General features: G+C 70.6%; 22 protein-coding genes and 5 tRNA genes. 11 read left to right on the top strand and 16 right to left on the bottom strand.

The window, feature by feature from the left end; translation table 11 throughout:
- Positions 1-129: 129 nt before the first annotated feature.
- The 4 genes from C3489_RS11510 to leuC all read right to left on the bottom strand — a co-directional run bounded on the left by C3489_RS11510 (position 130) and on the right by leuC (position 3,430).
- Positions 130-777 (bottom strand): HU family DNA-binding protein, encoded by a 648-nt coding sequence (locus C3489_RS11510; RefSeq protein WP_103781657.1) that lies wholly within the window; start codon positions 775-777, stop codon positions 130-132.
- A 137-nt stretch (positions 778-914) separates the two neighbouring features.
- Complete coding sequence (locus tag C3489_RS11505; protein ID WP_103781656.1) at positions 915-1,145, bottom strand: hypothetical protein; 231 nt, start codon at positions 1,143-1,145, stop codon at positions 915-917.
- Positions 1,146-1,399: 254 nt separating this feature from the next.
- On the bottom strand, positions 1,400-1,993 hold the full coding sequence (leuD, locus tag C3489_RS11500; RefSeq protein WP_103781655.1) for a 3-isopropylmalate dehydratase small subunit: 594 nt from the start codon (positions 1,991-1,993) through the stop codon (positions 1,400-1,402).
- Between the two features lie 6 nt (positions 1,994-1,999).
- Positions 2,000-3,430 carry a 3-isopropylmalate dehydratase large subunit gene (leuC, locus tag C3489_RS11495; RefSeq protein WP_103781654.1) on the bottom strand — a complete coding sequence of 477 codons (1,431 nt, stop codon included), beginning with the start codon at positions 3,428-3,430 and terminating at the stop codon, positions 2,000-2,002.
- Between the two features lie 198 nt (positions 3,431-3,628).
- Here leuC and ndgR point away from each other — a divergent pair, with 198 nt between their 5' ends.
- Positions 3,629-4,345, top strand: coding sequence for an IclR family transcriptional regulator NdgR (gene ndgR / locus C3489_RS11490; protein WP_028425251.1), 717 nt, complete (start codon positions 3,629-3,631; stop codon positions 4,343-4,345).
- A 213-nt stretch (positions 4,346-4,558) separates the two neighbouring features.
- On the opposite strand, the gene C3489_RS11485 is transcribed toward ndgR, so the two are convergent.
- On the bottom strand, positions 4,559-5,092 hold the full coding sequence (locus C3489_RS11485; protein WP_103781653.1) for a DUF4188 domain-containing protein: 534 nt from the start codon (positions 5,090-5,092) through the stop codon (positions 4,559-4,561).
- Positions 5,093-5,173: 81 nt separating this feature from the next.
- Here C3489_RS11485 and C3489_RS11480 point away from each other — a divergent pair, with 81 nt between their 5' ends.
- On the top strand, positions 5,174-5,818 hold the full coding sequence (locus tag C3489_RS11480; protein WP_103781652.1) for a MerR family transcriptional regulator: 645 nt from the start codon (positions 5,174-5,176) through the stop codon (positions 5,816-5,818).
- A 54-nt stretch (positions 5,819-5,872) separates the two neighbouring features.
- Here the strand turns inward: C3489_RS11480 and C3489_RS11475 are convergent.
- The 9 genes from C3489_RS11475 to C3489_RS11435 form a co-directional block, all read right to left on the bottom strand.
- Positions 5,873-5,945, bottom strand: a tRNA-Glu gene (locus tag C3489_RS11475).
- Positions 5,946-5,973: 28 nt separating this feature from the next.
- Positions 5,974-6,045 (bottom strand) — tRNA-Gln (locus tag C3489_RS11470).
- A gap of 21 nt (positions 6,046-6,066) precedes the next feature.
- Positions 6,067-6,139 (bottom strand) — tRNA-Glu (locus C3489_RS11465).
- Between the two features lie 29 nt (positions 6,140-6,168).
- Positions 6,169-6,241 (bottom strand) — tRNA-Glu (locus C3489_RS11460).
- A gap of 21 nt (positions 6,242-6,262) precedes the next feature.
- A tRNA-Gln gene (locus C3489_RS11455) sits at positions 6,263-6,334 on the bottom strand.
- 92 nt (positions 6,335-6,426) lie between these two features.
- Entirely contained in the window at positions 6,427-7,158 is a 732-nt protein-coding gene (locus C3489_RS11450) for an HAD family hydrolase (protein WP_103781651.1), read from the bottom strand.
- A gap of 73 nt (positions 7,159-7,231) precedes the next feature.
- Positions 7,232-8,716: a glutamate--tRNA ligase gene (gene gltX / locus C3489_RS11445; RefSeq protein WP_103781650.1), complete on the bottom strand. Its 1,485-nt coding sequence runs from the start codon at positions 8,714-8,716 to the stop codon at positions 7,232-7,234.
- Positions 8,709-9,494: a fumarylacetoacetate hydrolase family protein gene (locus tag C3489_RS11440; RefSeq protein ID WP_103781649.1), complete on the bottom strand. Its 786-nt coding sequence runs from the start codon at positions 9,492-9,494 to the stop codon at positions 8,709-8,711. Before C3489_RS11440 ends, gltX begins: the two co-directional genes overlap by 8 nt.
- Before the next feature lie 196 nt (positions 9,495-9,690).
- Positions 9,691-9,876 carry a hypothetical protein gene (locus tag C3489_RS11435; protein ID WP_181139639.1) on the bottom strand — a complete coding sequence of 62 codons (186 nt, stop codon included), beginning with the start codon at positions 9,874-9,876 and terminating at the stop codon, positions 9,691-9,693.
- Between the two features lie 615 nt (positions 9,877-10,491).
- Between C3489_RS11435 and C3489_RS11430 the strand changes: the two genes are divergently transcribed.
- From C3489_RS11430 to C3489_RS38650, 9 genes are all read left to right on the top strand, one after another.
- On the top strand, positions 10,492-14,313 hold the full coding sequence (locus tag C3489_RS11430) for a nitrate- and nitrite sensing domain-containing protein (RefSeq protein ID WP_103781647.1): 3,822 nt from the start codon (positions 10,492-10,494) through the stop codon (positions 14,311-14,313).
- A gap of 9 nt (positions 14,314-14,322) precedes the next feature.
- Positions 14,323-14,736, top strand: coding sequence for a roadblock/LC7 domain-containing protein (locus C3489_RS11425; protein WP_023546525.1), 414 nt, complete (start codon positions 14,323-14,325; stop codon positions 14,734-14,736).
- A gap of 106 nt (positions 14,737-14,842) precedes the next feature.
- A complete protein-coding gene (locus C3489_RS11420) occupies positions 14,843-15,241 on the top strand; it encodes a DUF742 domain-containing protein (RefSeq protein ID WP_103781646.1) in 399 nt (132 codons plus the stop codon).
- On the top strand, positions 15,222-15,812 hold the full coding sequence (locus tag C3489_RS11415) for an ATP/GTP-binding protein (RefSeq protein ID WP_103781645.1): 591 nt from the start codon (positions 15,222-15,224) through the stop codon (positions 15,810-15,812). The genes C3489_RS11420 and C3489_RS11415 overlap by 20 nt, the downstream gene beginning before the upstream one ends.
- Before the next feature lie 388 nt (positions 15,813-16,200).
- Entirely contained in the window at positions 16,201-19,452 is a 3,252-nt protein-coding gene (locus C3489_RS11410; protein ID WP_103781644.1) for a nitrate- and nitrite sensing domain-containing protein, read from the top strand.
- Between the two features lie 10 nt (positions 19,453-19,462).
- Positions 19,463-19,876, top strand: a complete 414-nt coding sequence (locus tag C3489_RS11405) for a roadblock/LC7 domain-containing protein (RefSeq protein ID WP_004983065.1) — start codon at positions 19,463-19,465, stop codon at positions 19,874-19,876.
- A gap of 97 nt (positions 19,877-19,973) precedes the next feature.
- Positions 19,974-20,546 (top strand): DUF742 domain-containing protein, encoded by a 573-nt coding sequence (locus C3489_RS11400; RefSeq protein ID WP_103781643.1) that lies wholly within the window; start codon positions 19,974-19,976, stop codon positions 20,544-20,546.
- The gene (locus tag C3489_RS11395) at positions 20,527-21,108 is read left to right on the top strand and encodes an ATP/GTP-binding protein (protein WP_044384251.1); all 582 of its coding nucleotides are present in this window, start codon (positions 20,527-20,529) and stop codon (positions 21,106-21,108) included. Before C3489_RS11400 ends, C3489_RS11395 begins: the two co-directional genes overlap by 20 nt.
- Before the next feature lie 132 nt (positions 21,109-21,240).
- Positions 21,241-21,396, top strand: coding sequence for a hypothetical protein (locus C3489_RS38650; RefSeq protein ID WP_181139638.1), 156 nt, complete (start codon positions 21,241-21,243; stop codon positions 21,394-21,396).
- Between the two features lie 277 nt (positions 21,397-21,673).
- Here C3489_RS38650 and C3489_RS11390 read toward each other — a convergent pair whose 3' ends face one another.
- Both C3489_RS11390 and C3489_RS11385 read right to left on the bottom strand, forming a co-directional pair.
- Positions 21,674-21,868, bottom strand: coding sequence for an acyl-CoA carboxylase subunit epsilon (locus tag C3489_RS11390; protein ID WP_103781642.1), 195 nt, complete (start codon positions 21,866-21,868; stop codon positions 21,674-21,676).
- Between the two features lie 57 nt (positions 21,869-21,925).
- On the bottom strand, positions 21,926-22,169 hold a 244-nt coding region (locus tag C3489_RS11385), incomplete at its 5' end, for a carboxyl transferase domain-containing protein (RefSeq protein ID WP_308460806.1).

The following is a 22,169-nucleotide window of genomic DNA, read 5'->3' as shown; positions in this document are numbered from 1 at the left end:
TACGCGGCCACGGGCAGGCCACCGCGTCCCATATCCCCGTGCCACCAGGACACCTGGGCCACAACACACCGCGGGCCGGGCTCCCGAGGGAGTCCGGCCCGGCGTGTGAGTGGCCGTGCGCCCCGCCTCCTAGCGGGCGGTGGTCTTCTTCGCGGCGGTCTTGCGAGCCGTCGACTTCTTGGCGGGAGCCTTCTTGGCGGTCGCCTTCTTCGCCGGGGCCTTCTTCGCCGTGGTCTTCTTGGCGGCCGCGGTCTTGCCCGTGGTCGTCTTCTTCGCGGCGGCCGTCGAGGTCTTCTTCGCCGGGGTCGCCTTCTTGGCCGTGGCCTTCTTGGCCGCGGCGGCGGTGGTCTTCTTCGCCGGGGCGGCCTTCTTGGCCGTGGTCTTCTTCGCCGCCGCCTTGGTGGTCTTCTTCGCGGCGGCCTTCTTCACCGTCGCGGAAGCGCCGCCGGTCAGGCTGCCCTTGGGCGCCTTCTTGACCGCGACATCGTTCTTCGGGAGCTTCTTCGACCCGCTGACCAGGTCCTTGAAGCCCTGGCCCGCGCGGAAGCGCGGAACGGAGGTCTTCTTGACCCGAACCCGCTCGCCCGTCTGGGGGTTGCGGGCGTAGCGGGCCGGCCGGTCGACCTTCTCGAACGAACCGAACCCGGTGACCGAGACCCGGTCACCCGCGACGACCGCGCGGACGATGGCGTCCAGGACCGCGTCGACAGCATCGGCGGCCTGCTGGCGGCCACCCATCTTGTCGGCAATCGCTTCTACGAGCTGCGCCTTGTTCACGTCTTCCCCTTCGGAGACATCGCCAGAACGAAAGTGTTCAAGCTTTTTCGCACGTTAGGCAGATATATACCGCAAATCAAACACGAAACGGGCTTATCACCCTTGTGCCGCAACGAACTCGGCGATCGCGGATGTGTTCAGCGGTCCTCTTCGGGGATGCGCCCCGCGTCGAGGTCCGCCATGAACCGCTCCAGACGCCTTGTCGCACCGGCAAGATCGTGTTTGGCCGCGGCCGTAATGACCAGCAGCTTCCGGGTCAGCGCCATCCGTACGCCCTCCGGGACTTGCAGTGCGCGCACCCTGGCGTGCGCTTGTTTGAGTTGGTCCGCGACCGCCGCATAGAGCCCGAGTTGGCCGTCGTGTTCCATGCACAGATTGTGCCATCTGGGGCGAGTTGTCGCCCGCGCAGGGGGCAACTGCCGCCTTCGGCAGCCCTTCCCGCCGCGCGCGGCGCCACGCTCCTGAACCTCGCGTACCCCGGCAACCACCGCCGTAACGTGGGAAGTTGAAACCGGCACCAGAGCCCCGCGGAGCCGTCCGGGCCCGGACATGGCTGTACCCCCGATCGGGCCGATCGGGGGTACAGAAGGGGTTCTCGGTGGCCGAAAGTCGACCCGTTGGTTCAGACCTGGAGCGTGCGCGGCTTGAAGGACGGCCGCTTCGCCTCGTACGCGGCGATGTCCGCCTCGTTCTGCAGGGTGATGGAGATGTCGTCCAGGCCGTTCAGCAGCCGCCAGCGGGAGTTCTCGTCCAGCTCGAAGGAGGCGGTGATGCCCTCGGCGCGCACCTCACGCGCCTCAAGGTCCACGGTGACCTCAGCGGTGGGGTCCTTCTCCACCAGCTCCCACAGCGCGTCCACGATCTTCTGGTCGAGGACGACGGTGAGCAGGCCGTTCTTCAGCGAGTTGCCGCGGAAGATGTCGGCGAAGCGGGAGGAGATCACGGCCTTGAAGCCGTAGTTCTGCAGCGCCCACACCGCGTGCTCACGGGAGGAGCCGGTGCCGAAGTCGGGGCCGGCGACCAGGACCGTGGCACCCTGCCGCTCGGGCCGGTTGAGCACGAACTCGGGGTCCTTGCGCCAGGCCTCGAACAGCCCGTCCTCGAACCCGTCGCGGGTGACCTTCTTGAGCCAGTGGGCGGGGATGATCTGGTCGGTGTCCACGTTGCTGCGGCGCAGCGGGACGGCCCGGCCGGTGTGCGTGGTGAAAGCTTCCATGACTGATCAGACTCCAGCGGGCGTGACGGTGGCGGCGTCGGTCAGGTCGGCGGGCGAGGCCAGGTGGCCCAGGACCGCGGTGGCCGCCGCGACCTGCGGCGACACCAGGTGCGTACGACCGCCCTTGCCCTGCCGGCCCTCGAAGTTGCGGTTGGAGGTGGACGCCGAGCGCTCACCGGGGGCGAGCTGGTCGGGGTTCATGCCCAGGCACATCGAGCAGCCCGCGTGCCGCCACTCGGCGCCGGCCTCCTTGAAGACGACGTCCAGGCCCTCCGAGACGGCCTGCAGACCCACCCGCGCGGAGCCCGGGACGACCAGCATCCGTACGCCGTCGGCGACTTTGCGGCCCTTGAGGAGCTCGGCCGCGGCGCGCAGGTCCTCGATGCGGCCGTTGGTGCAGGAGCCTACGAAGACGGTGTCAACCTTGATGGAACGCAGCGGCTGGCCGGCCTCCAACCCCATGTACTCCAGGGCCTTTTCGGCGGCGAGGCGCTCCGAAGGGTCTTCGTACGAAGCCGGGTCGGGGACGGACGCGGAAAGCGGGGCGCCCTGGCCCGGGTTGGTGCCCCAGGTGACGAACGGGGACAGCTCGGCGGCGTCGATGACGACCTCGGCGTCGAACTCGGCGTCGTCGTCCGTCTTCAGCGTCTTCCAGTACTCGACGGCGGCGTCCCAGTCGGCGCCCTCGGGGGCGTGCGGGCGGCCCTTGAGGTACGCGAAGGTGGTCTCGTCGGGGGCGATCATGCCCGCGCGGGCGCCGGCCTCGATCGACATGTTGCAGATGGTCATCCGGGCCTCCATCGAGAGCTTCTCGATGGCGGAGCCGCGGTACTCCAGGACGTAGCCCTGGCCGCCGCCGGTGCCGATCTTCGCGATGATCGCCAGGATCAGGTCCTTGGCGGTGACGCCCTCGGGCAGTTCGCCGTCGACCGTGATCGCCATGGTCTTCGGGCGGGTCATGGGCAGCGTCTGGGTGGCCAGCACGTGCTCGACCTGCGAGGTGCCGATGCCGAACGCCAGCGCGCCGAAGGCGCCGTGCGTGGAGGTGTGGGAGTCACCGCAGACGACGGTGGTGCCGGGCTGGGTCAGACCCAGCTGCGGGCCGACGACGTGCACGACGCCCTGCTCCACGTCGCCCAGCGGGTGCAGCCGCACGCCGAACTCGGCGGCGTTCTTGCGCAGCGTCTCCAGCTGGACGCGGGAGACGGGGTCCGCGATGGGCTTGTCGATGTCGAGGGTCGGGGTGTTGTGGTCCTCGGTGGCGATGGTCAGGTCGAGCCGACGCACCCGGCGGCCGCTCTTGCGGAGGCCGTCGAAGGCCTGCGGGCTGGTCACCTCGTGCAGCAGGTGCAGATCGATGAAGAGGAGGTCGGGCTCGCCCTCGGCGTGCCGGACGACGTGGTCGTCCCAGACCTTCTCCGCGAGTGTCCTACCCATCGCTTTCCCTCCGGCCGGCAAACGTCCACCGACCCAACTAGAGATCTTGAGGAGGCGTTGCCCGCGCCCCGTGCGCTCCGGACAACGGCCACCAGGCCCGTTGATCCGCGGGCCGCTGTGCCTTCGTGACATCCAGAGTGGCGGGTTCCGGAGAAAATTGAACTTGCGTTTCACAGAGTGAGACGCGAGTATCGTTGCATGGACAACAGTAGCGGCGTCGGCGTTCTGGACAAGGCGGCCCTCGTCCTGAGCGCTCTGGAGTCCGGTCCGGCCACCCTCGCGGGTCTGGTCGCGGCCACCGGACTGGCTCGACCCACGGCTCACCGCCTGGCCGTGGCACTGGAACACCACCGCATGGTGGCGCGTGACATGCAGGGACGTTTCATTCTCGGCCCCCGGCTGGCGGAACTGGCCGCCGCCGCGGGTGAGGACCGTCTCCTCGCCACCGCCGGCCCGGTGCTCACGCACCTGCGGGACGTCACGGGCGAGAGCGCGCAGCTCTATCGCCGCCAGGGTGACATGCGGATCTGCGTCGCCGCGGCCGAGCGTCTGTCCGGACTGCGGGACACGGTCCCGGTGGGCTCCACGCTCACGATGAAGGCGGGCTCGTCCGCGCAGGTCCTGATGGCCTGGGAGGAGCCCGAGCGGCTGCACCGCGGCCTGCAGGGGGCCCGCTTCACGGCGACGGCCCTGTCGGGCGTACGGCGCCGGGGCTGGGCCCAGTCGATCGGCGAGCGCGAGCCGGGCGTGGCGTCCGTCTCCGCGCCGGTGCGCGGCCCCTCCAACCGCGTGGTGGCCGCCGTGTCCGTCTCCGGCCCCATCGAGCGCCTCACGCGCCACCCGGGCCGTATGCACGCCCAGGCGGTCATCGACGCCGCGGCCCGCCTCTCGGAGGCCCTGCGCCGCTCGGGCTGACCCGCCGCACGCCTCGGAGCAGGGCTCGCCTCAACGCCGCGGCGGGCCCTGCGGTGTGTCTGCCGACGGCCTTGGCGGGTGCTTGATCGTTGCCGGGTGCGGCCGGGTGGGGGGCCGGGCGCGCAGTTCCCCGCGCCCCTGGGGGGTTGCAGTCCCCCGGCGGGCATGAGGAGGGCCCGCCTCGGTGCTGGGCGGGCCCTCCTCGTCCCCCGGTCAGTTGGTCTCGTGTACCGCCTCCGCCGGCGGCTTCCGCGTGCGGTGGGCGAAGCGGTCCTTCGCGTAGCGGCCCCGTGCGGCGAGCGGCACCTGGCCGTGGGCGGCGGCCAGGCCGAAGGCCGGCATGTCGGCATAGATGGCCTCGTACGACCCTTCCGGCACGATGTAGGCCTCGTGCCACAGCCCCACCTCCCCGCGGACCTTCCCGGCCTTCTCCAGCCGGTTGAAGGCGGCCCAGGCGGGGCGGTGCAGGGCGTCGGGGGCGTGCGCGTAGGCGTAGAGCTTCTCCTTGGACTCCCAGTACTGCACGACGTAGTACGTGCGCGGCGAGGCCGTCAGCAGCACGTGCGCGAGCAGCCCGCTCGCGGGGTCCTTGCCCAGCTCGCGCAGCATGCGCGGCATCGCCAGGAACACCGGCAGCCAGCGGTGCACCGCCCAAAAGCGGTTGATGCGCATGCCGATCAGCAGGACAACGACGTCCCCTTCCGCGCCCGCGCTGGTGCGACCGAGCTCGATCCGCTTCCCGAACATGACGTCCCCCTTGTCGGTGAGCGACGCTATCCAAGCGCGCCATGCTTGGATAGTGCCGTTATCCAAAGAAAGGCGCAAGGGATGCGGCTGGCGGAGTTGAGCGAGCACAGCGGGGTCTCCACCGCGACGATCAAGTACTACCTGCGCGAGGGCCTGCTGCCGCCCGGCCGCCAGATCAACGCCACCACGGCCGAGTACGACGAGGAGCACCTGCGCCGGCTGCGTCTGGTCCGGGCGATGATCCAGGTGGGCCGGCTGCCCGTGGCGACGGTCAAAGAGGTGCTGGGGCACGTCGACGACGACTCCCTGGGCCTCACGATCCGCCTGGGTGCGGCCCTGTGGGCGCTCCCCCAGATCCCGGAGCCGGACGCGGACGACGAGTACGTCCGGGCCGCGCGCCAGGAGGTCGCCGCGCTCCTTGACCGGCTCGGCTGGGGCAACGCCCAGCAGCTGGCGACCATCTCCCCCGCGTACCGCTCGCTGGTGGTGGCGGTGGCCGCGTTCCGCCGGCTCGGCTACGACTGGGGGGTCGAACAGCTGGCCCCGTACGCCGAGTTGATGCACCGCACCGCCGTGCTCGACCTGGACAACATGGAGGCGTACCCCTCGCAGGCGGAGCGGGTCGAGTTCGCGATCCTGGGGGCGATCCTCAACGAGCCGCTCCTGCAGGCGCTGCACCGGCTGGCCCAGGAGGAGGAGTCGGCGCGGCGGTACGGCTTCGGCTGACCGGCGCCGGGCACGGCGAAGGCCCCCCGCCGAAGCGGAGGGCCTTCACTGTTGTACCCCCGACCGGATTCGAACCGGCGCTACCGCCTTGAGAGGGCGGCGTGCTAGGCCGCTACACAACGGGGGCGTGGACGCTGCGTTTCCGCAGGTCCGAGCTGGTCTACCTGGACTCGAACCAAGACTAACTGAACCAGAATCAGTCGTGCTGCCAATTACACCATAGACCAATGATGGTTTAGACCAGTCAGTACCCCCGACCGGATTCGAACCGGCGCTACCGCCTTGAGAGGGCGGCGTGCTAGGCCGCTACACAACGGGGGCCCTAGCGATCTCGACGTGATCGAGATCAGTACCCCCGACCGGATTCGAACCGGCGCTACTGCCTTGAGAGGGCAGCGTGCTAGGCCGCTACACAACGGGGGCTTTGCAGATGAGCTCTGCGAGCTGGCCTACCTGGACTCGAACCAAGACTAACTGAACCAGAATCAGTCGTGCTGCCAATTACACCATAGGCCACTGGAACTCAAGCCCCTGAGGGGGTTCTCGTTCTAGTTCGCTCCTCCGGGTCCCGGCCTTTCGGCCCGCTCCCCGGCGGCGCAGGAAGAACATTACCTGAAGGTGGACCGGGCTCCAAAACGGGTATGCGCGCCGAGCACCGCCGGGAGTTCGGCCAGGCTCGCGATCCGGCGCGGGCCCTGGGGCGCGTCACCGCCGGTACGCGCCCCGTCACGGTCGATCCACACCGACAGCAGACCCGCCTCGGCCGCGCCGCGCCCGTCGATGTCCGGGTGGTCGCCGACGTAGGCCACCTCGTGCGGGGCGAGAGCCAGCGCCGTGCAGGCGGCGTGGAAGGCGGCGGCCTCGGGCTTGGAGACGCCCAGCTCGGCCGCGCACAGGATGGTCTCGAAGCGGTGGTGGACGCCCAGGACGCGCAGCTTGCGGTCCTGGACCGTGAGGCTGGAGTTCGACAGCACCGCCTGCCGGTAGCCGGCGGCGAGCGCGTCCAGGGCGGGCAGGACGTCCGGGAAGAGGGCCCAGGCGGCCTCGTAGTGGCCGACGTACCGCTGGAACCAGTCGTTGGCCTCGGCATCGCTCAGCGCCTCGCCCAGGAAGGTGCGCACCCGGTCGCGGCGCTGCGCCTCGAAGGACACCTGCCCGGCCGCGAAGCGCGCCCAGTGCAGTTCGGTGGCCTCCTTCCACAGCGCGAGCGCCCGCTCCGCCGTACCGAAGGCGTCGAGCAGTCCCTCGGCCACCAGATGGGCGCGCATGCCGGCGCGGTCGGCGCTCGTGTAGTCGAAGAGGGTGTCGTCGACGTCCCAGACCACGGCTCGGATGCTCATGGGCCGACGGTAGCGAAACGACAGGGGCGGCATCCGGGCCTTGCCGGACACCGCCCCTGTGCGCGGGTGCGCCTTACGCGGTCAGCTTCGCCAGCGCCGCGTCGATGCGGGCCAGGGCCGTCTCCTTGCCCAGGACCTCCAGGGACTCGAAGAGCGGCAGGCCGACGGTGCGGCCGGTGACCGCGACACGGACCGGCGCCTGGGCCTTGCCGAGCTTGAGGCCGTGCGCCTCACCGGCGGCGAGGACGGCCTCCTTGAGGGACTCGGGAGACGTCCAGTCGGCCGACTCCAGCTTCTCGCGGGCCGTGCGCAGCAGGGCGTCGGAGCCCTCCTTCATCGCCTTGGTCCACGAGGCCTCGTCGAAGACCGGCTCGGCGAGGAACAGGAAGTCGACGTTGTCGGTGATCTCGGAGAGCACCTTCAGGCGGGTCTGCGCGTGCGGGGCGATGGCCTGCCACTTGGCCTCGTCGAAGTCCTCCGGCGCCCAGGGGGCGAACGGGGCCTTCAGCCACGGGCGGCAGCGCTCGGTGAAGTCCTTCACATCGAGCATGCGGATGTGGTCGGCGTTGATCGCCTCGCACTTCTTCAGGTCGAAGCGCGCCGGGTTGGGGTTGACGTCGGAGACGTCGAAGGCGGCGACCATCTCCTCGATCGAGAAGATGTCCTGGTCCGCGGAGAGCGACCAGCCCAGCAGCGACAGGTAGTTGAGCAGGCCCTCGGGCAGGAAGCCCCGCTCCCGGTAGAGGTTCAGGCTCGACTGCGGGTCGCGCTTGGACAGCTTCTTGTTGCCCTCGCCCATCACGTACGGCAGGTGGCCGAAGACGGGGGTGTCCTTGGCGATGCCCAGCTCGATCAGCGCCTTGTAGAGGGCGATCTGGCGCGGGGTGGAGGAGAGCAGGTCCTCGCCGCGCAGGACGTGGGTGATCTCCATCAGCGCGTCGTCGACCGGGTTGACCAGCGTGTACAGCGGGGCGCCGTTGGCCCGGACGATGCCGTAGTCCGGCACGTTCTCGGGCGTGAAGGTCAGTTCGCCGCGGACGAGGTCGGTGAAGGTGATCGTCTCGTCCGGCATGCGGAAGCGGACGATGGGCTCACGGCCCTGCGCCTTGTACTGCTCGACCTGCTCGGCGCTCAGCTCGCGGCAGTGGCCGTCGTAGCCGGAGGGCTTGCCGGCGGCGCGGGCGGCCTCACGGCGGGTGTCCAGCTCCTCCTGGGAGCAGTAGCAGTGGTAGGCGTACCCGCCGTCCAGCAGCTTCTGCGCGACGTCCTTGTAGATGTCCATGCGCTGCGACTGGCGGTAGGGCGCGTGCGGGCCGCCGACCTCGGGGCCCTCGTCCCAGTCGAAGCCCAGCCAGCGCATCGCGTCGAGCAGCTGGTTGTAGGACTCCTCGGAGTCGCGGGCCGCGTCGGTGTCCTCGATGCGGAACACCAGGGTGCCCTGGTGGTGCCGGGCGAACGCCCAGTTGAACAGGGCGGTGCGGACCAGGCCCACATGGGGGTTACCGGTGGGCGAGGGGCAGAAACGGACGCGTACGGGGGAGCCGGGTGCGCTAGCCACGCTTGACAACCTTGTTGGTGAGAGTGCCGATGCCTTCGATGGTGACGGCGACCTCGTCGCCGACGTTCAGGGGGCCGACCCCTGCCGGGGTGCCGGTGAGGATGACGTCGCCGGGCAGCAGCGTCATGGCCTCGGAGATGTTGACGATCAGGTCCGCGATGGGGTGGATCATCTCGCTCGTACGGCCCAGTTGGCGCTGTTCGCCGTTGACCGTGAGCTGGAGGGTGAGGTCGTTCGCGGTGTCCAGGCTCAGGTCCGTCTCCACCCAGGGGCCGAGCGGGCAAGCGGTGTCGAAGCCCTTGGCCCGGGCCCACTGCTTCTCCCGCTTCTGCACGTCGCGGGCGGTGACGTCGATGGCGCAGGTGTAGCCGAAGATCACGTCCGCCACGCGCTCGCGCGGGACCTCGCGGCACATGCGGCCGATGACGACGGCCAGCTCGGCCTCGTGCTGGAGGTCCTCGGTGAAGGGCGGGTACTGGATCGCGTCGCCGGGGCCGATCACCGAGGTGGACGGCTTGAAGAAGGCGAACGGGGCGTCCGGCACCTCGTTGCCCAGCTCGCGGGCGTGCTCGGCGTAGTTGCGGCCGAACGCCACGACCTTGTTGGGCAGTACCGGGGGCAGCAGCCGGACCTTGTTCAGCGGCACCTTGGTGCCGGACAGCTCGAAGTCCGCGAACGGGATGCCCTTGATGATGTCGAGGACGAGCTCGTCCGGCTTGTCGCCTTCGACCGCGCCGAAGGCTACGTTCCCGTCGATGGAGAACCTGGCGATGCGCACGGGATCCTTGCGCCCCTTAACTTGTCACTGAGCTGGCTGGAGTCTGACGCTCCAGGCTAACGCGGCAGGCAGGCCGCGGCCGCGCGCATTACGCCCCCCGCATGACCGCCCGGCCGGCACGGGCGCCGGTGCCGGGCACGACGAAGGGCGCCCGCTCGGTGCGGGCGCCCTTCGTCGACGTGAAACGGCTACGCGCTCACTGGCCGGCGGTGACCGCCGGGGCCTCCATGAGGACGGTGCGCCGCGGGTTGGCGGTCTGCGCCGGGAGATCGATGGAGTGCTCCGGCTGCTCGGGGCCCTGCAGATCGTCCGCGCTCTTCAGGTGCGCCAGCGTGGTGCGCCGCGGGTTGGCAAGCATGTGGAACATCATCGTCGTCTTCACGGTTAACAAGGACCTGTTCGTCTCGGGGCGCTGGGAGGCGGCCAAAGCTACCTCACGCGCGCGCGGGTTGTCAGAACGTCACCTCTTGTCAAGCGCAGAGGTTAAACCCCCGCATTCCCGTCGAAGACGTGAAGACCACATGATCCGCGTGTGAGTTTGCTCACGAAACAGCGCTCAAAACGGTCAATTCCGGCCCGCCCTCCACCCTGGCGAAACGGACATTGGACCCCTGAAGCCCGCATTCCGCTCCTGATCATGGCGACTGGGACACCGGCCCCGCTCCGACGACTCGCTCGGATACGCCCGATTCGTCCGGGATCACTTTCCACGCCTGGTAACGCGGCACTCACATGGTGTCACGGTGCTCACACAGTGACCCGCGAACCTTGTTGGAGATCCTGCACTGTGCTGGAATGCCACGGACCGCCGCAGGATCGAGCCGGCGCACAGGGGGCGCGAAGCAGCGTCGCTCCCGACAAGGTGAGCGGCGAGAAGGGGGAGCCAGCGCCGGTCACTCACGACCACCCGGGAGACGTATTCAGGGCGCCTCCCAAGACGCCGACACCGTCCTTCCGTTTCTGCGGAGGGGCGCCTGGTCCAGAGGTTGCGACGCTAGTGCAGGGACGTTTCAAGAGGGATGGCAGCGCTTCGGCGGAGCCGGAGCCGCACGGCGGGACTGGCCCCATGGCCGTCAGCTCCTCGCCCCAGCACGCCCAGAACCAGGCCCCGGCGGCCCCGTCCGGTGACGGCAGTGAGCGCCCCGGGCGCCCGGGGGTGACCGTGTCGGCCTCCACCCCGGCCACTCCGCAGGTCAAGCCTCCGCGCGGCCCGTCCGGCCCCGGTACGCGAATAGCCCTGCGCAACTGGCGCATCTCCACCCGTCTGGTGTCGCTGCTCGCGCTGCCCGTGGTCGCCGCGACCACGCTGGGCGCACTGCGCATCAACGAGTCCATGGAGAACATCCAGCAGCTGGAGAACATGAAGCTGCTGACCGAGATGACCAAGCAGGCCACCGAGCTGGCCGCGGCGCTCCAGGACGAGCGCGACGAGTCCGCCGGTCCGCTGGCGCACGGTTCCAAGGCCGAGGACCCCACGGTCAAGGGGCTGCGGGACAAGACCGACCGCGCCAAGGACAACTTCATCGACGCCTCGGAGCAGGTCGAGGACGGCGATCTGCAGGGTGTCCGCGAGAGCGTCGTCGCCATCGCCCGTGACCTGAACCAACTGGGCCACATCCGCCAGGAGGCCTACACGGCCCAGGGCAACTCCTCCCAGACGGTCGAGGGCTACCACCGTCTGATCACCCACCTGCTGGGCCTCTCGCAGGACATGGCCGAGGCCACCAGCAACCCGGAGATGATCCAGCGCACCCGCGCGCTGGCCGCGTTCTCCTCCGCCAAGGAGTACGCCTCCATGCAGCGCGCGGTCATCGCGGCCGCCCTGCCCGCCAGCAACACCACCTACGGCGACCTGTCCGCCAACGACCGCAACTACGCCCAGTCGGCGCTCGACGGCCAGCGCTCGGAGCTGAGCACCTTCCGCAGCATCTACGGCGACAAGAACGCCGAGGAACTGCTCAAGCCCATCCTCCAGGGCAACCCGATCATCGACGCGGCCGACACCTACGCGTCCCGCGCGGTGCAGGACGTCGGCGGTCTGAAGAAGCTGGACAAGCGGTCCTACAAGGACTGGCTGGACGACAGCGGCACCAAGCTCCAGCAGATGGCGAACATCGAGCTGACGCTGCTCAGCGAGATGGAGCAGAAGGCCCGCGAGCTGCGCAGCGAATCCGAGCGCGAGGCGATCATCTCCGGTGCGCTGATCCTGCTGGTCCTCGGTGTGTCGCTGGTCGGCGCGTTCGTCGTCGCCCGGTCCATGATCCGTTCGCTGCGCCGGCTGCAGGAGACCGCGACCAAGGTCGCCCAGGAACGCCTGCCCGAGCTGGTCAAGCAGCTGTCGGAGGCCGACCCGCAAGACGTCGACACCTCGGTGGAGTCCGTCGGTGTGCACTCCCGGGACGAGATCGGCCAGGTGGCCGCGGCCTTCGACGACGTGCACCGCGAGGCGGTCCGCCTCGCCGCCGAGCAGGCCCTGCTGCGGGGCAACGTCAACGCGATGTTCACCAACCTCTCGCGCCGCTCCCAGGGTCTGATCCAGCGCCAGCTGTCGCTGATCTCCGAGCTGGAGTCCCGCGAGGCCGACCCGGACCAGCTGTCCTCGCTGTTCAAGCTGGACCACCTCGCCACCCGTATGCGCCGTAACGGTGAGAACCTGCTCGTCCTCGCCGGTGAGGAGCCGGGCCGGCGCTGGACCCGTCCGGTCCCGCTGGTCGACGTGCTGCGTGCCGCCGCGTCCGAGGTGGAGCAGTACGAGCGCATCGAGCTGGCCTCCGTGCCGACCACCGAGGTCGCCGGCCGGGTCGTCAACGACCTCGTGCACCTGCTCGCCGAGCTGCTGGAGAACGCGACCTCGTTCTCCTCGCCGCAGACCAAGGTCAAGGTCACCGGTCACGCGCTGCCCGACGGCCGCGTGCTGATCGAGATCCACGACAGCGGCATCGGCCTCTCCCCCGAGGACCTCGCCGCGATCAACGAGCGGCTCGCCTCGCCGCCCACCGTGGACGTGTCCGTCTCCCGCCGCATGGGTCTGTTCGTGGTCGGCCGTCTGTCGCAGCGCCACGGCATCCGCATCCAGCTGCGCCCGTCCGACTCCGGCGGTACGACCGCGCTGGTCATGCTGCCGGTCGACGTGGCGCAGGGCGGCAAGAAGCCGCAGCCGCCGAAGCCGGGTCAGGGTGGCAGCGGCGGTCCGGCCGCCGCGCAGGCCGCCGCCGGTGCCGCGGCGGCCCGCCGGCAGGCCGCCGGGCAGAACGCCGGCTCCCCCGCCGGTGGCGCGTTCGGCGGCTCCCCCGCCGGTGCGCCCGGCGGCGCGTTCGGCGGTGCGCCGTCCGGCGGTGCGCTGGGCTCCGGCCCGGGTGCCGGCGGTGCCCTCGGGGCAGGCGCGGGTGCCGGTGGCCGGCTCGGAGCCGGTCAGGGTCCGCGCGCCGCGCTGCCCGGCCGGGACGCCGACGGTCGTCCGGGTGGACCGGGTGCGCCGGGTGGCGCGCGCGGTCAGCAGCCGCAGGGCGGTCCGCAGCAGGGCCGGCCGTCGCCCGCCGGTGCGGGTGCGCCGGGTTCCGCCTTCGGCCAGCCGGCCGCGCCGCAGGGTCTGCAGGCCTCGGGTCCGGGCATGCCGCAGGGCGTGCGGCCCTCCGGTCCCGGTGCGCCGGGCCAGGACGCCTTCGGTGGCACGCGCGGCCCCGCGCCGCAGCGGCCCGCCGACGAGCCGGGCGCCGAGAAGACCGGACGCCGCGGTCGCCGGCCGCAGCTGCCGCCGCGCGGCGGTCCCCGGGCCGAGCTGCCCGGCAGCGCCCCGCAGCAGCCGCGCACGCCCAGCTGGAGCGACCGGAGCGCGGAGCCGCGTGCCTCGCTGGACACCCCGCGTGGCCACGAGGAGCCGGAGGTTCAGCAGACCTCCCGGATGCCGCGGATCGACGACCGTCAGGGCCCCGGCGCGACCGCCGAGATCCCCGTGGTGGGCCACGGCAACGACGCTCAGGGCCCGGGCGCGACCTCCGAGTTCGCCCGCCCGGACCTCGGTGCACCGCGCCCGAACGCCGGCCAGGACGGCGACCAGTTCGTCCGCTCCGACGTCTTCGGCACCCCCGGCGGCCCCGATTCCGGGTCCGCGACGGGCCGGTTCGCCACCCCGCAGTCGTACGACAACAACTCCACCGGCCAGTTCCCGCAGTACGACGGCTCCGGCACCGGCCGGCACGCCCTGCCGGCCCGCCAGGAGCCCTCGGCCGGCGGCGGGTTCGACGCCGCGCAGCCGGGCGGCTACGGCTACCCACAGCCGCAGGCCCCGCAGCAGCGCCCCGCGCACCCCGAACCGCAGGCCCCGCAGCGGCCCGCCCGGCGTGAGCCGGAGGCGCTGCCGCCGGCCACGGGCCCGGGTGACGGCCGTACCCCGCTGTACGACACGCTGGAGACCAACTGGTTCCGCGGCGCGCAGGAGGGTGAGCAGCAGGGCGGCGGCGCGGCTCCGCAGCAGGCTCCGCAGCAGCCGCAGGCTCCCACGGGCCAGCAGCAGCGGCCGGGTGCGAGCGGCTGGCGCACCTCTCCGAACGACGAACTCGTCCGGCAGGCGGAGCGGGTGCGTCAGCCCGCCTCGGGTGGGGTCACCACCTCCGGTCTGCCGCGCCGCGTGCCCCGGGCGAACCTCGTGCCGGGCACGGCTCAGCAACAGCAGCACCAGGCCGGTCCGCAGGTCTCGCGCGCGCCGCAGGACGTGCGCGGACGGCTGACCAATCTCCGTCGGGGCATCGCTCAGGGCCGTCAGGCCGGCAGCGGCCAGACCGGCAGCTTCCCGAGCCCCACTCACCAGCAGGAGCGTTAGTTGAGCCAGATGAGCCAGGCCGCACAGAACCTCAACTGGTTGATCACCAACTTCGTGGACAACACCCCCGGGGTGTCCCACACCGTCGTCGTGTCCGCCGACGGTCTGCTGCTGGCGATGTCCGAGGGCTTCCCACGCGACCGTGCCGACCAGCTGGCGGCCGTCGCGTCCGGGCTCACCTCGCTGACGGCCGGGGCCTCCCGGATCTTCGAGGGCGGCACCGTGGCGCAGACGGTCGTCGAGATGGAGCGGGGATTCCTGTTCCTGATGTCCGTCTCGGACGGCTCGTCGCTGGCCGTGCTCGCGCACCCCGAGTGCGACATCGGCCTCGTCGGCTACGAGATGGCGCTCCTGGTCGACCGCGCGGGCGCGGTGCTCACGCCCGACCTGCGCGCCGAGCTCCAGGGAAGTCTGCTCCACTGACCGGCCCGTGATCCATACGCGTCACCAAAAAACCGTCCGGCCGCCACAATCCCCCCACGGCCCCGTCAGACGGCCAGCCTGACCGACTTGCTGTCCCGCCCGGAGGATTCATGACCCCGCCACCGCCCATCATGATCCGTACGCAGGGTCGTACGAGGAAGAGGGCGACCAGCCGCTGGTCAGGCCGTACGCCATGACCGGCGGCCGGACCCGGCCGCGCTACCAGCTCGCCATCGAGGCGCTGATCAGCACCACGGCCGACCCGGCTGCGCTCATGGGGCTGCTCCCGGAGCACCAGCGCATCTGCCATCTGTGCCGCGAGGTGAAGTCGGTCGCGGAGGTCTCCGCGCTGCTCAACATGCCGCTCGGCGTGGCTCGCATCCTCGTCGCGGACCTCGCCGAGGCCGGTCTTGTCGCGATCCACCAGCCGGGCGGCGACGAGGCCACCGGTGCTCCGGACGTGACGCTGCTCGAAAGGGTGCTCAGTGGACTTCGCAAGCTCTAGCGGCGGACAGGCGGCGCAGAGTCGCTCGACCACCTCGGCGAAGATCGTGGTGGCGGGCGGCTTCGGCGTGGGCAAGACCACGTTCGTCGGCGCCGTCTCGGAGATCAACCCGCTGCGCACGGAGGCCGTCATGACGTCCGCATCCGCGGGCATCGACGACCTCACCCACACCGGAGACAAGACCACCACCACGGTGGCCATGGACTTCGGCCGCATCACCCTCGACCAGGACCTGATCCTCTACCTCTTCGGCACGCCCGGACAGGACCGCTTCTGGTTCATGTGGGACGACCTGGTGCGCGGCGCCATCGGCGCGGTGGTGCTCGTGGACACCCGGCGCCTGGCCGACTGCTTCCCCGCCGTCGACTACTTCGAGAACAGCGGCCTGCCCTTCGTCGTCGCCCTCAACGGCTTCGACGGACAGCAGCCCTACGCCCCCGACGAAGTGCGGGAAGCCCTGCAGATCGGACCCGACACCCCGATCATCACGACCGACGCCCGGCACCGCGCCGACGCCAAGTCCGCGCTCATCACGCTGGTGGAACACGCGCTGATGGCACGACTGCGCTAGCACTCAAGTCGGAAGGGCGGTACGGCAGTTGCCGTAGGGCCCGACGGAGCCGGTTGTGGCCTTTGACACGGCCGGCTCCGGTGTTCATAACAGTTCGGCAGAGGAATCGTGGAGAACCGCCACGCGTCGCGGTCGAGCGGTCTCGCTGTGCGCACAAAGGCCCCGTCTTTTGACGGGGCTCGCTCTTTATGACCGTTTTATCTGGGGCCTGCCGCGGCCGGAAGCGCGCATTCCACTGTTTGGAAGAGCGCAGGTCGTCGTGCTCAAATGCCTGAACTGCCCAATAGTCAACGACGTACTGGTAGGCACACCGGGCGTCCTTGGCCGACCGGGCTCTGAGACACTGCGGCACGACGAAGGTGCCGACCGCCGAGAGGTTGTTGGTCGAGTGAGGCGAAGCAAGAACAGTCCCGAGCCGGCGGCGCGGGGCAACTTCACCCCGCCGCCGCGCACAGCGGCGCCCGCCCCTGTGCCCGGTTCGGAACCGTCGGCGACGCCGGCCCCGAGCGGCGGCCGCTTCTCCCCCCGCAACTGGCGGGTGCCGACCCGGCTGAACGCGATCCTGCTCATACCCGTGCTCGTCGGCCTCGTCATGGGCGGCTTCCAGGTCAAGAGCTCGATCGACACCTGGCAGAACGCCGAGGACGCCGAGAACGTCGCCCTCCTCGTGCGTGCCGCCGAGGACTACGGCCAGGCCCTGCTCGACGAACGTGACCTCTCCGCCGCCGACCTGCTCCAGGGCAAGGGCGAGACGGACACCGTCAAGAAGCTGCGCGCGGCCACCGACTCGGCCAAGCAGAAGTTCGACGACGCCGCGAAGAACCTGCCGCACACGGCCGCCCTCGACCGCCGTATGCAGCTCTTCCGGTCCAACGAGACCAGGCTCCCGGCGCTGCGCCAGGCCGCCTTCACCGAGCCCATGGACCCGGTGAAGACCGAAGAGGGCTACGTCCTCGTCCAGCACTCCCTGATGGAGTTCGCCAACGAGCTCAGCCTCGGCTCCGGCAACGTCACCTCCTACGGCCGTACCGTCTACGCCGTCTCCCTCGCCAAGGCCGCCGCCTCGCTGCAGCGCGCGATCGGCGTGCACCTGCTGATCCGGCCCGCCGAGAAGAAGACCGTGGTGGCGCAGCAGCGCGTCTCGCTCGCCACGTACCGCTATCTCGAAGGCATCGCCGTCAACGAGTTCGTCTCCGGCGGCACCCAGGCCGACGTCAACCGGCTCGACCAGGTCATGGCGCAGCAGCGCCAGAAGGTCGGCGACCGGGGCGCCGCCGTCAACGCCGGTGACAACAGCTCCACGCAGGGCGGCGCCTACAGCGCCATGCCCGTCGCCGACAAGATGCTGCAGGGGCTGGCCGCCGGCACCTTCAGCTCCGAGGAGCTGGCCGCCAAGGGCGTCACGCCACAGACCTGGCTGGGTGCCTACACCGCCAAGTTCGACGGCTACCGCGCGGTCGAGACCGAGCTGGTCGACAAGGCCGTGGCCGACGCCCAGGACATCGCCGACAACGCCAAGCAGGACGCCATCGTCACCGGTGCCGTCGTCGTCATCGCCCTGCTGGTCGCGTTCATCCTGGCCGGTGCCGTGGCCCGCCAGATGAGCCGCTCGATGCGCCAGCTGCGCAACGCCGCCTTCGGTATCGCCGAGCAGCGCCTGCCGATGCTGGTCGACCAGCTCTCGCGCACCGACCCCGGCCGCGTCGACACCCGGGTCGCGCCGATCCCGATCAACACCACCGACGAAATCGGCGAGGTCGCCCGCGCCTTCGACCAGGTCCACCGCGAGGCGGTCCGGCTCGCCTCCGAGCAGGCCCTGCTGCGCGGCAACATCAACGCGATCTTCACCAACCTCTCGCGCCGCAACCAGTCGCTGATCGAGGGCCAGCTGACCCTGATCACCGACCTGGAGAACAACGAGGCCGACCCGGACCAGCTGGAGAACCTCTTCAAGCTGGACCACCTGGCCACCCGTATGCGCCGCAACGGCGAGAACCTCCTCGTCCTCGCCGGTGAGGAGCCCGGCCGCCGCTGGGACCAGCCGGTGCCGCTGGTCGACGTGCTGCGCGCCGCCTCCTCCGAGGTGGAGCAGTACGAGCGCATCGAGCTGTCGGGCGTGCCGGAGGCCGAGATCCACGGCCGGGCCGTGACCGACCTCGTGCACCTGCTCGCCGAGCTGCTGGAGAACGCCACCACGTTCTCCTCCCCGCAGACCAAGGTCCGCGTCACCGCGACCCGTCTCCCGGACGGCCGGGTGATGATCGAGATCCACGACAAGGGCATCGGCCTGACCGCCGAGGACTTCGCCGACATCAACCACAAGCTGGCCAACCCGCCGACCGTGGACGCCGCGATCTCGCAGCGCATGGGCCTGTTCGTGGTCGGCCGGCTGTCCGACCGGCACGGCATCCGGGTCCAGCTGCGCCCCTCGGGCGAACAGGCCGGCACCACCTCGCTGGTCATGCTGCCGGACGCCATCACGCACGGCGGTGGCGGCGAAGTCCACGTCGAGCGCGACGAGTTCACCGTCTCGCAGATCATCCCGGAGCAGAACTTCCGGGGTGAGGACTTCAACCAGCCGATGCGGACGGCCGAGGAGCTCGGCTTCGACGACAGCCGCTACGCCGACGTACCCGACGACATACGGGACCTGGACCCGGTCGGCCGCTCCCTGATGCGCGAGGAGCGCCGCGCGGCCCTGGAGGCCCAGTCGCACGGCCAGCCGCAGCAGCAGGAACCCGAGCAGGGCCGGTACGCCGACGACTTCGGCGCCGGCACCCACCAGCAGCCCGCCTACGACGCCCAGCAGGGCGGCTTCCCCGAGCAGGGCTCCGGCTACGACCAGCAGACGGCGTACCAGGACCAGCAGGGCGGCTACGACGGCCGGCAGACGCCGTCGTACGAGGAGCCCTACTTCGGGCAGAACGGCCACCTGCCGCAGGATGACGGTTTCGGCTCCCTCGGCGGCTACCCCGAGCCCGGCTATGCGGAGTCCGCGCAGGAGCAGTCCGCGTCGGCGCACACCGCTGCGCCCGACAGCCTCTCTGGCTTCGACCGGTCGTCCTACCAGGACGACTGGCCTCAGCAGAACGGCTACCAGAACGGCTACGGGTCCCAGTACGCTGCGGACGCACCGGAAGCGGAATCGCAGCGGGCCGCTGACGCGAGTGAGCAGGACCGCGTAGGCTTCGACCGTCCGGGACCGGCCACTTCCGCCGTCCACGAGCTGACCGACGCCGGGCTGCCCCGCCGCGGATCGACCGCGAGCGGTTCGAACGGTGCCGCGCAGCGCGTGGACGAGGAAGCGCCGGCGCCCGCTCCGGAGAGCAACGGCGACAATGGCGTCTGGCGGTCGGCGAACGACGAGCGCTGGCAGCAGGCCGCCCAGCTCCGGAAGCCCAAGGCGGGCGGGGTGACCTCCTCCGGCCTGCCGCGGCGGATCCCCAAGGCCAACCTGGCCCCCGGTTCCGCCGAAAGCACCCCCCAGGGGGGCCCACAGGTCTCCCGTGCCCCGGAGGACGTCCGGGGCAGGCTGAGCAACCTGCGCCGGGGCGTCCAGCGTGGACGCAACCAGGGCGCAGGCAGTGAAACGAACGGCCAGGGCTTCGGTCCTGACAGCACCTACAACCAGGAGCGTTAGTGTGAGCCCGATGAGCCAGGCGGCACAGAACCTGAACTGGTTGATCACCAACTTCGTGGACAACACCCCGGGGGTGTCCCACACGGTGGTGGTCTCCGCCGACGGACTCCTTCTGGCGATGTCCGAAGGCTTCCCCCGCGACCGAGCCGACCAGCTCGCGGCCGTCGCCTCCGGTCTGACCTCGCTGACCGCCGGTGCCTCCCGCATCTTCGAGGGCGGCAGCGTGAACCAGACGGTTGTGGAGATGGAGCGGGGATTCCTCTTCATCATGTCCATTTCCGACGGTTCCTCGCTGGCGGTGCTGGCCCACCCGGAGGCGGACATCGGTCTCATCGGGTACGAAATGGCCCTTCTGGTGGACCGGGCCGGTACCGTCCTGACCCCGGATCTGCGGGCTGAGCTCCAGGGCAGCCTGCTCAACTGACAGGGGGACGGTGCGTATTGGCGTCCCGGGGCCGTAAGGTTTCGGGACGCGGCTTCCACGGTGTGGGACGCCAGACACGCTCGGAGGAGGAGAGAAAGTGGCAACACCCCCAGGCGGTTCGTCTTCGGGCAACTGGTCGTACGGCCCTGGCCAGGGCCACGGCGACGGTTCCGCGAACCCGTACGCCTACCCCTCCGCCCCGAGCCACCGGCAGCCGTACATGCCGCAGGGCCCCGGCCCGTCGCCGTACGACCAGCCGCCGGCCCCGCGCATCCAGCCCGTGCAGCCGCAGCGTCGCACCCCCGAGCCGGCGCCCGCCGGGGCGTCCAACAACCCGTTGGTCCGTCCGTACGCCATGACCGGCGGCCGGACGCGTCCGCGCTACCAGCTCGCCATCGAGGCGCTGGTGCACACCACCGCTGCTCCGCACCAGATGCAGGGCCAGCTGCCCGAGCATCAGCGGATCTGCAACCTGTGCCGCGAGATCAAGTCGGTGGCCGAGATCTCGGCCCTGCTGACGATCCCGCTCGGCGTGGCCAGGATTCTCGTCGCCGACTTGGCGGAGGCGGGCCTGGTCGCCATCCATCAGCCCGGCGGCGACGAGAACGCCGGTGGCCAGCCAGACGTGACACTGCTCGAAAGGGTGCTCAGTGGACTTCGCAAGCTCTAGCGGCGGTCCTTCCCGCTCCACCACCTCCGCGAAGATCGTGGTGGCGGGCGGCTTCGGCGTGGGCAAGACCACGTTCGTCGGCGCCGTCTCGGAGATCAACCCGCTGCGCACGGAGGCCGTCATGACGTCCGCATCCGCGGGCATCGACGACCTCACCCACACCGGAGACAAGACCACCACCACGGTGGCCATGGACTTCGGCCGCATCACCCTCGACCAGGACCTGATCCTCTACCTCTTCGGCACGCCCGGACAGGACCGCTTCTGGTTCATGTGGGACGACCTGGTGCGCGGCGCCATCGGCGCGGTGGTGCTCGTGGACACCCGGCGCCTGGCCGACTGCTTCCCCGCCGTCGACTACTTCGAGAACAGCGGCCTGCCCTTCGTGATCGCGCTGAACGGCTTCGACGGGCAGCAGCCGTACTCTCCGGACGAGGTCCGCGAGGCGCTGCAGATCGGTCCTGACACCCCGATCATCACGACCGACGCGCGGCACCGGGCGGACGCCAAGTCGACGCTCATCACGCTGGTCGAGCACGCGCTCATGGCGCGACTGCGGTAGACGCCCGCGCCGGGAACCACTCCGAGCGGCCCTCGCTTCTCCATACGGAGAGCGGGGGCCGTCGGCGTTGCGACCACGGCCGCCCAGGCCTGGCTCGGCGGCCGGCGGCGGGAACAGGAACGCCGGATGTCCATGGCGGAGCTGATACGGCTGCGGGTGCCGGGGCTGCGGCTGCACCTGATCGACGGCGTGGACGAACTCCTCGACGGCGAGCGCGGGGCCGTACGGGAGTGGCTGCACGGGCTGCGGGCGCGGACTGGCTGCGGCGGGAGGAGTTCACCTGTCTGAACGGCACGTCCGACCTGAGTGAACTGCGGTTCGGGCCGAGACTCGCCCATCTCTCACTGTGGGAAGTGACGGAGGCAGCCGACCTGGGGTCCCTCCCCGACTGCTCCGGCCTTGGCCGCATGGACGTCGTCACCGAGCAGATGTGCCTACGACTGCGTCCTGCCCGAACCCGGTGCCCTCGACTTCCCCGGCGTCGACGTCCACGTGCCCTGAACGCGCCGACGGCTCCGTCCTCCGCGTCGAGGGCGGTGGACGGAGCCGTCTGCGTGGCCTGGGCTCAGCGCCAGCTGTGCGGGGCGCGGAAGCCGTTCTCGCGCTCCAGGCGGCGCCAGCCGGCGCGCTGGCGGCCACGGTGGGCGGGGGCGGTGTCGGCGGGGCGGGCGGCCGCGCGGGCCAGGAGGACGGCCGTGATGGCGGCGACCTCCTCGGGCTCGGCGTGGCCCTTCTCGACGCGGATGTCGGGAGTGCTCATGGCTGTCAGTCTCCAGGAGAGAGGGGTCCGCGGGGTTGCCGCGGTGGGTCCGCGGGGTTACTGCGGGGGGTTGCCGTGCTTGCGGGAGGGCAGGTCGGCGTGCTTGCTCTGGAGCATGGCGAGGGAGCGGACGAGGATCTCGCGGGTCTCGGCGGGGTCGATGACGTCGTCGACCAGGCCGCGCTCGGCCGCGTAGTAGGGGTGCATCAGCTCGGCCTTGTACTCCTTGACCATGCGCTGGCGCATGGCCTCGGGGTCCTCGGCGTCGGCGATCTGGCGGCGGAAGATGACGTTGGCCGCG

It is taken from the genome of Streptomyces sp. Ru71, from assembly GCF_002920535.1.
In the GTDB taxonomy this organism is placed as follows: Bacteria; Actinomycetota; Actinomycetes; order Streptomycetales; family Streptomycetaceae; genus Streptomyces.
This window is presented reverse-complemented; position numbering and strand designations above follow the sequence as displayed.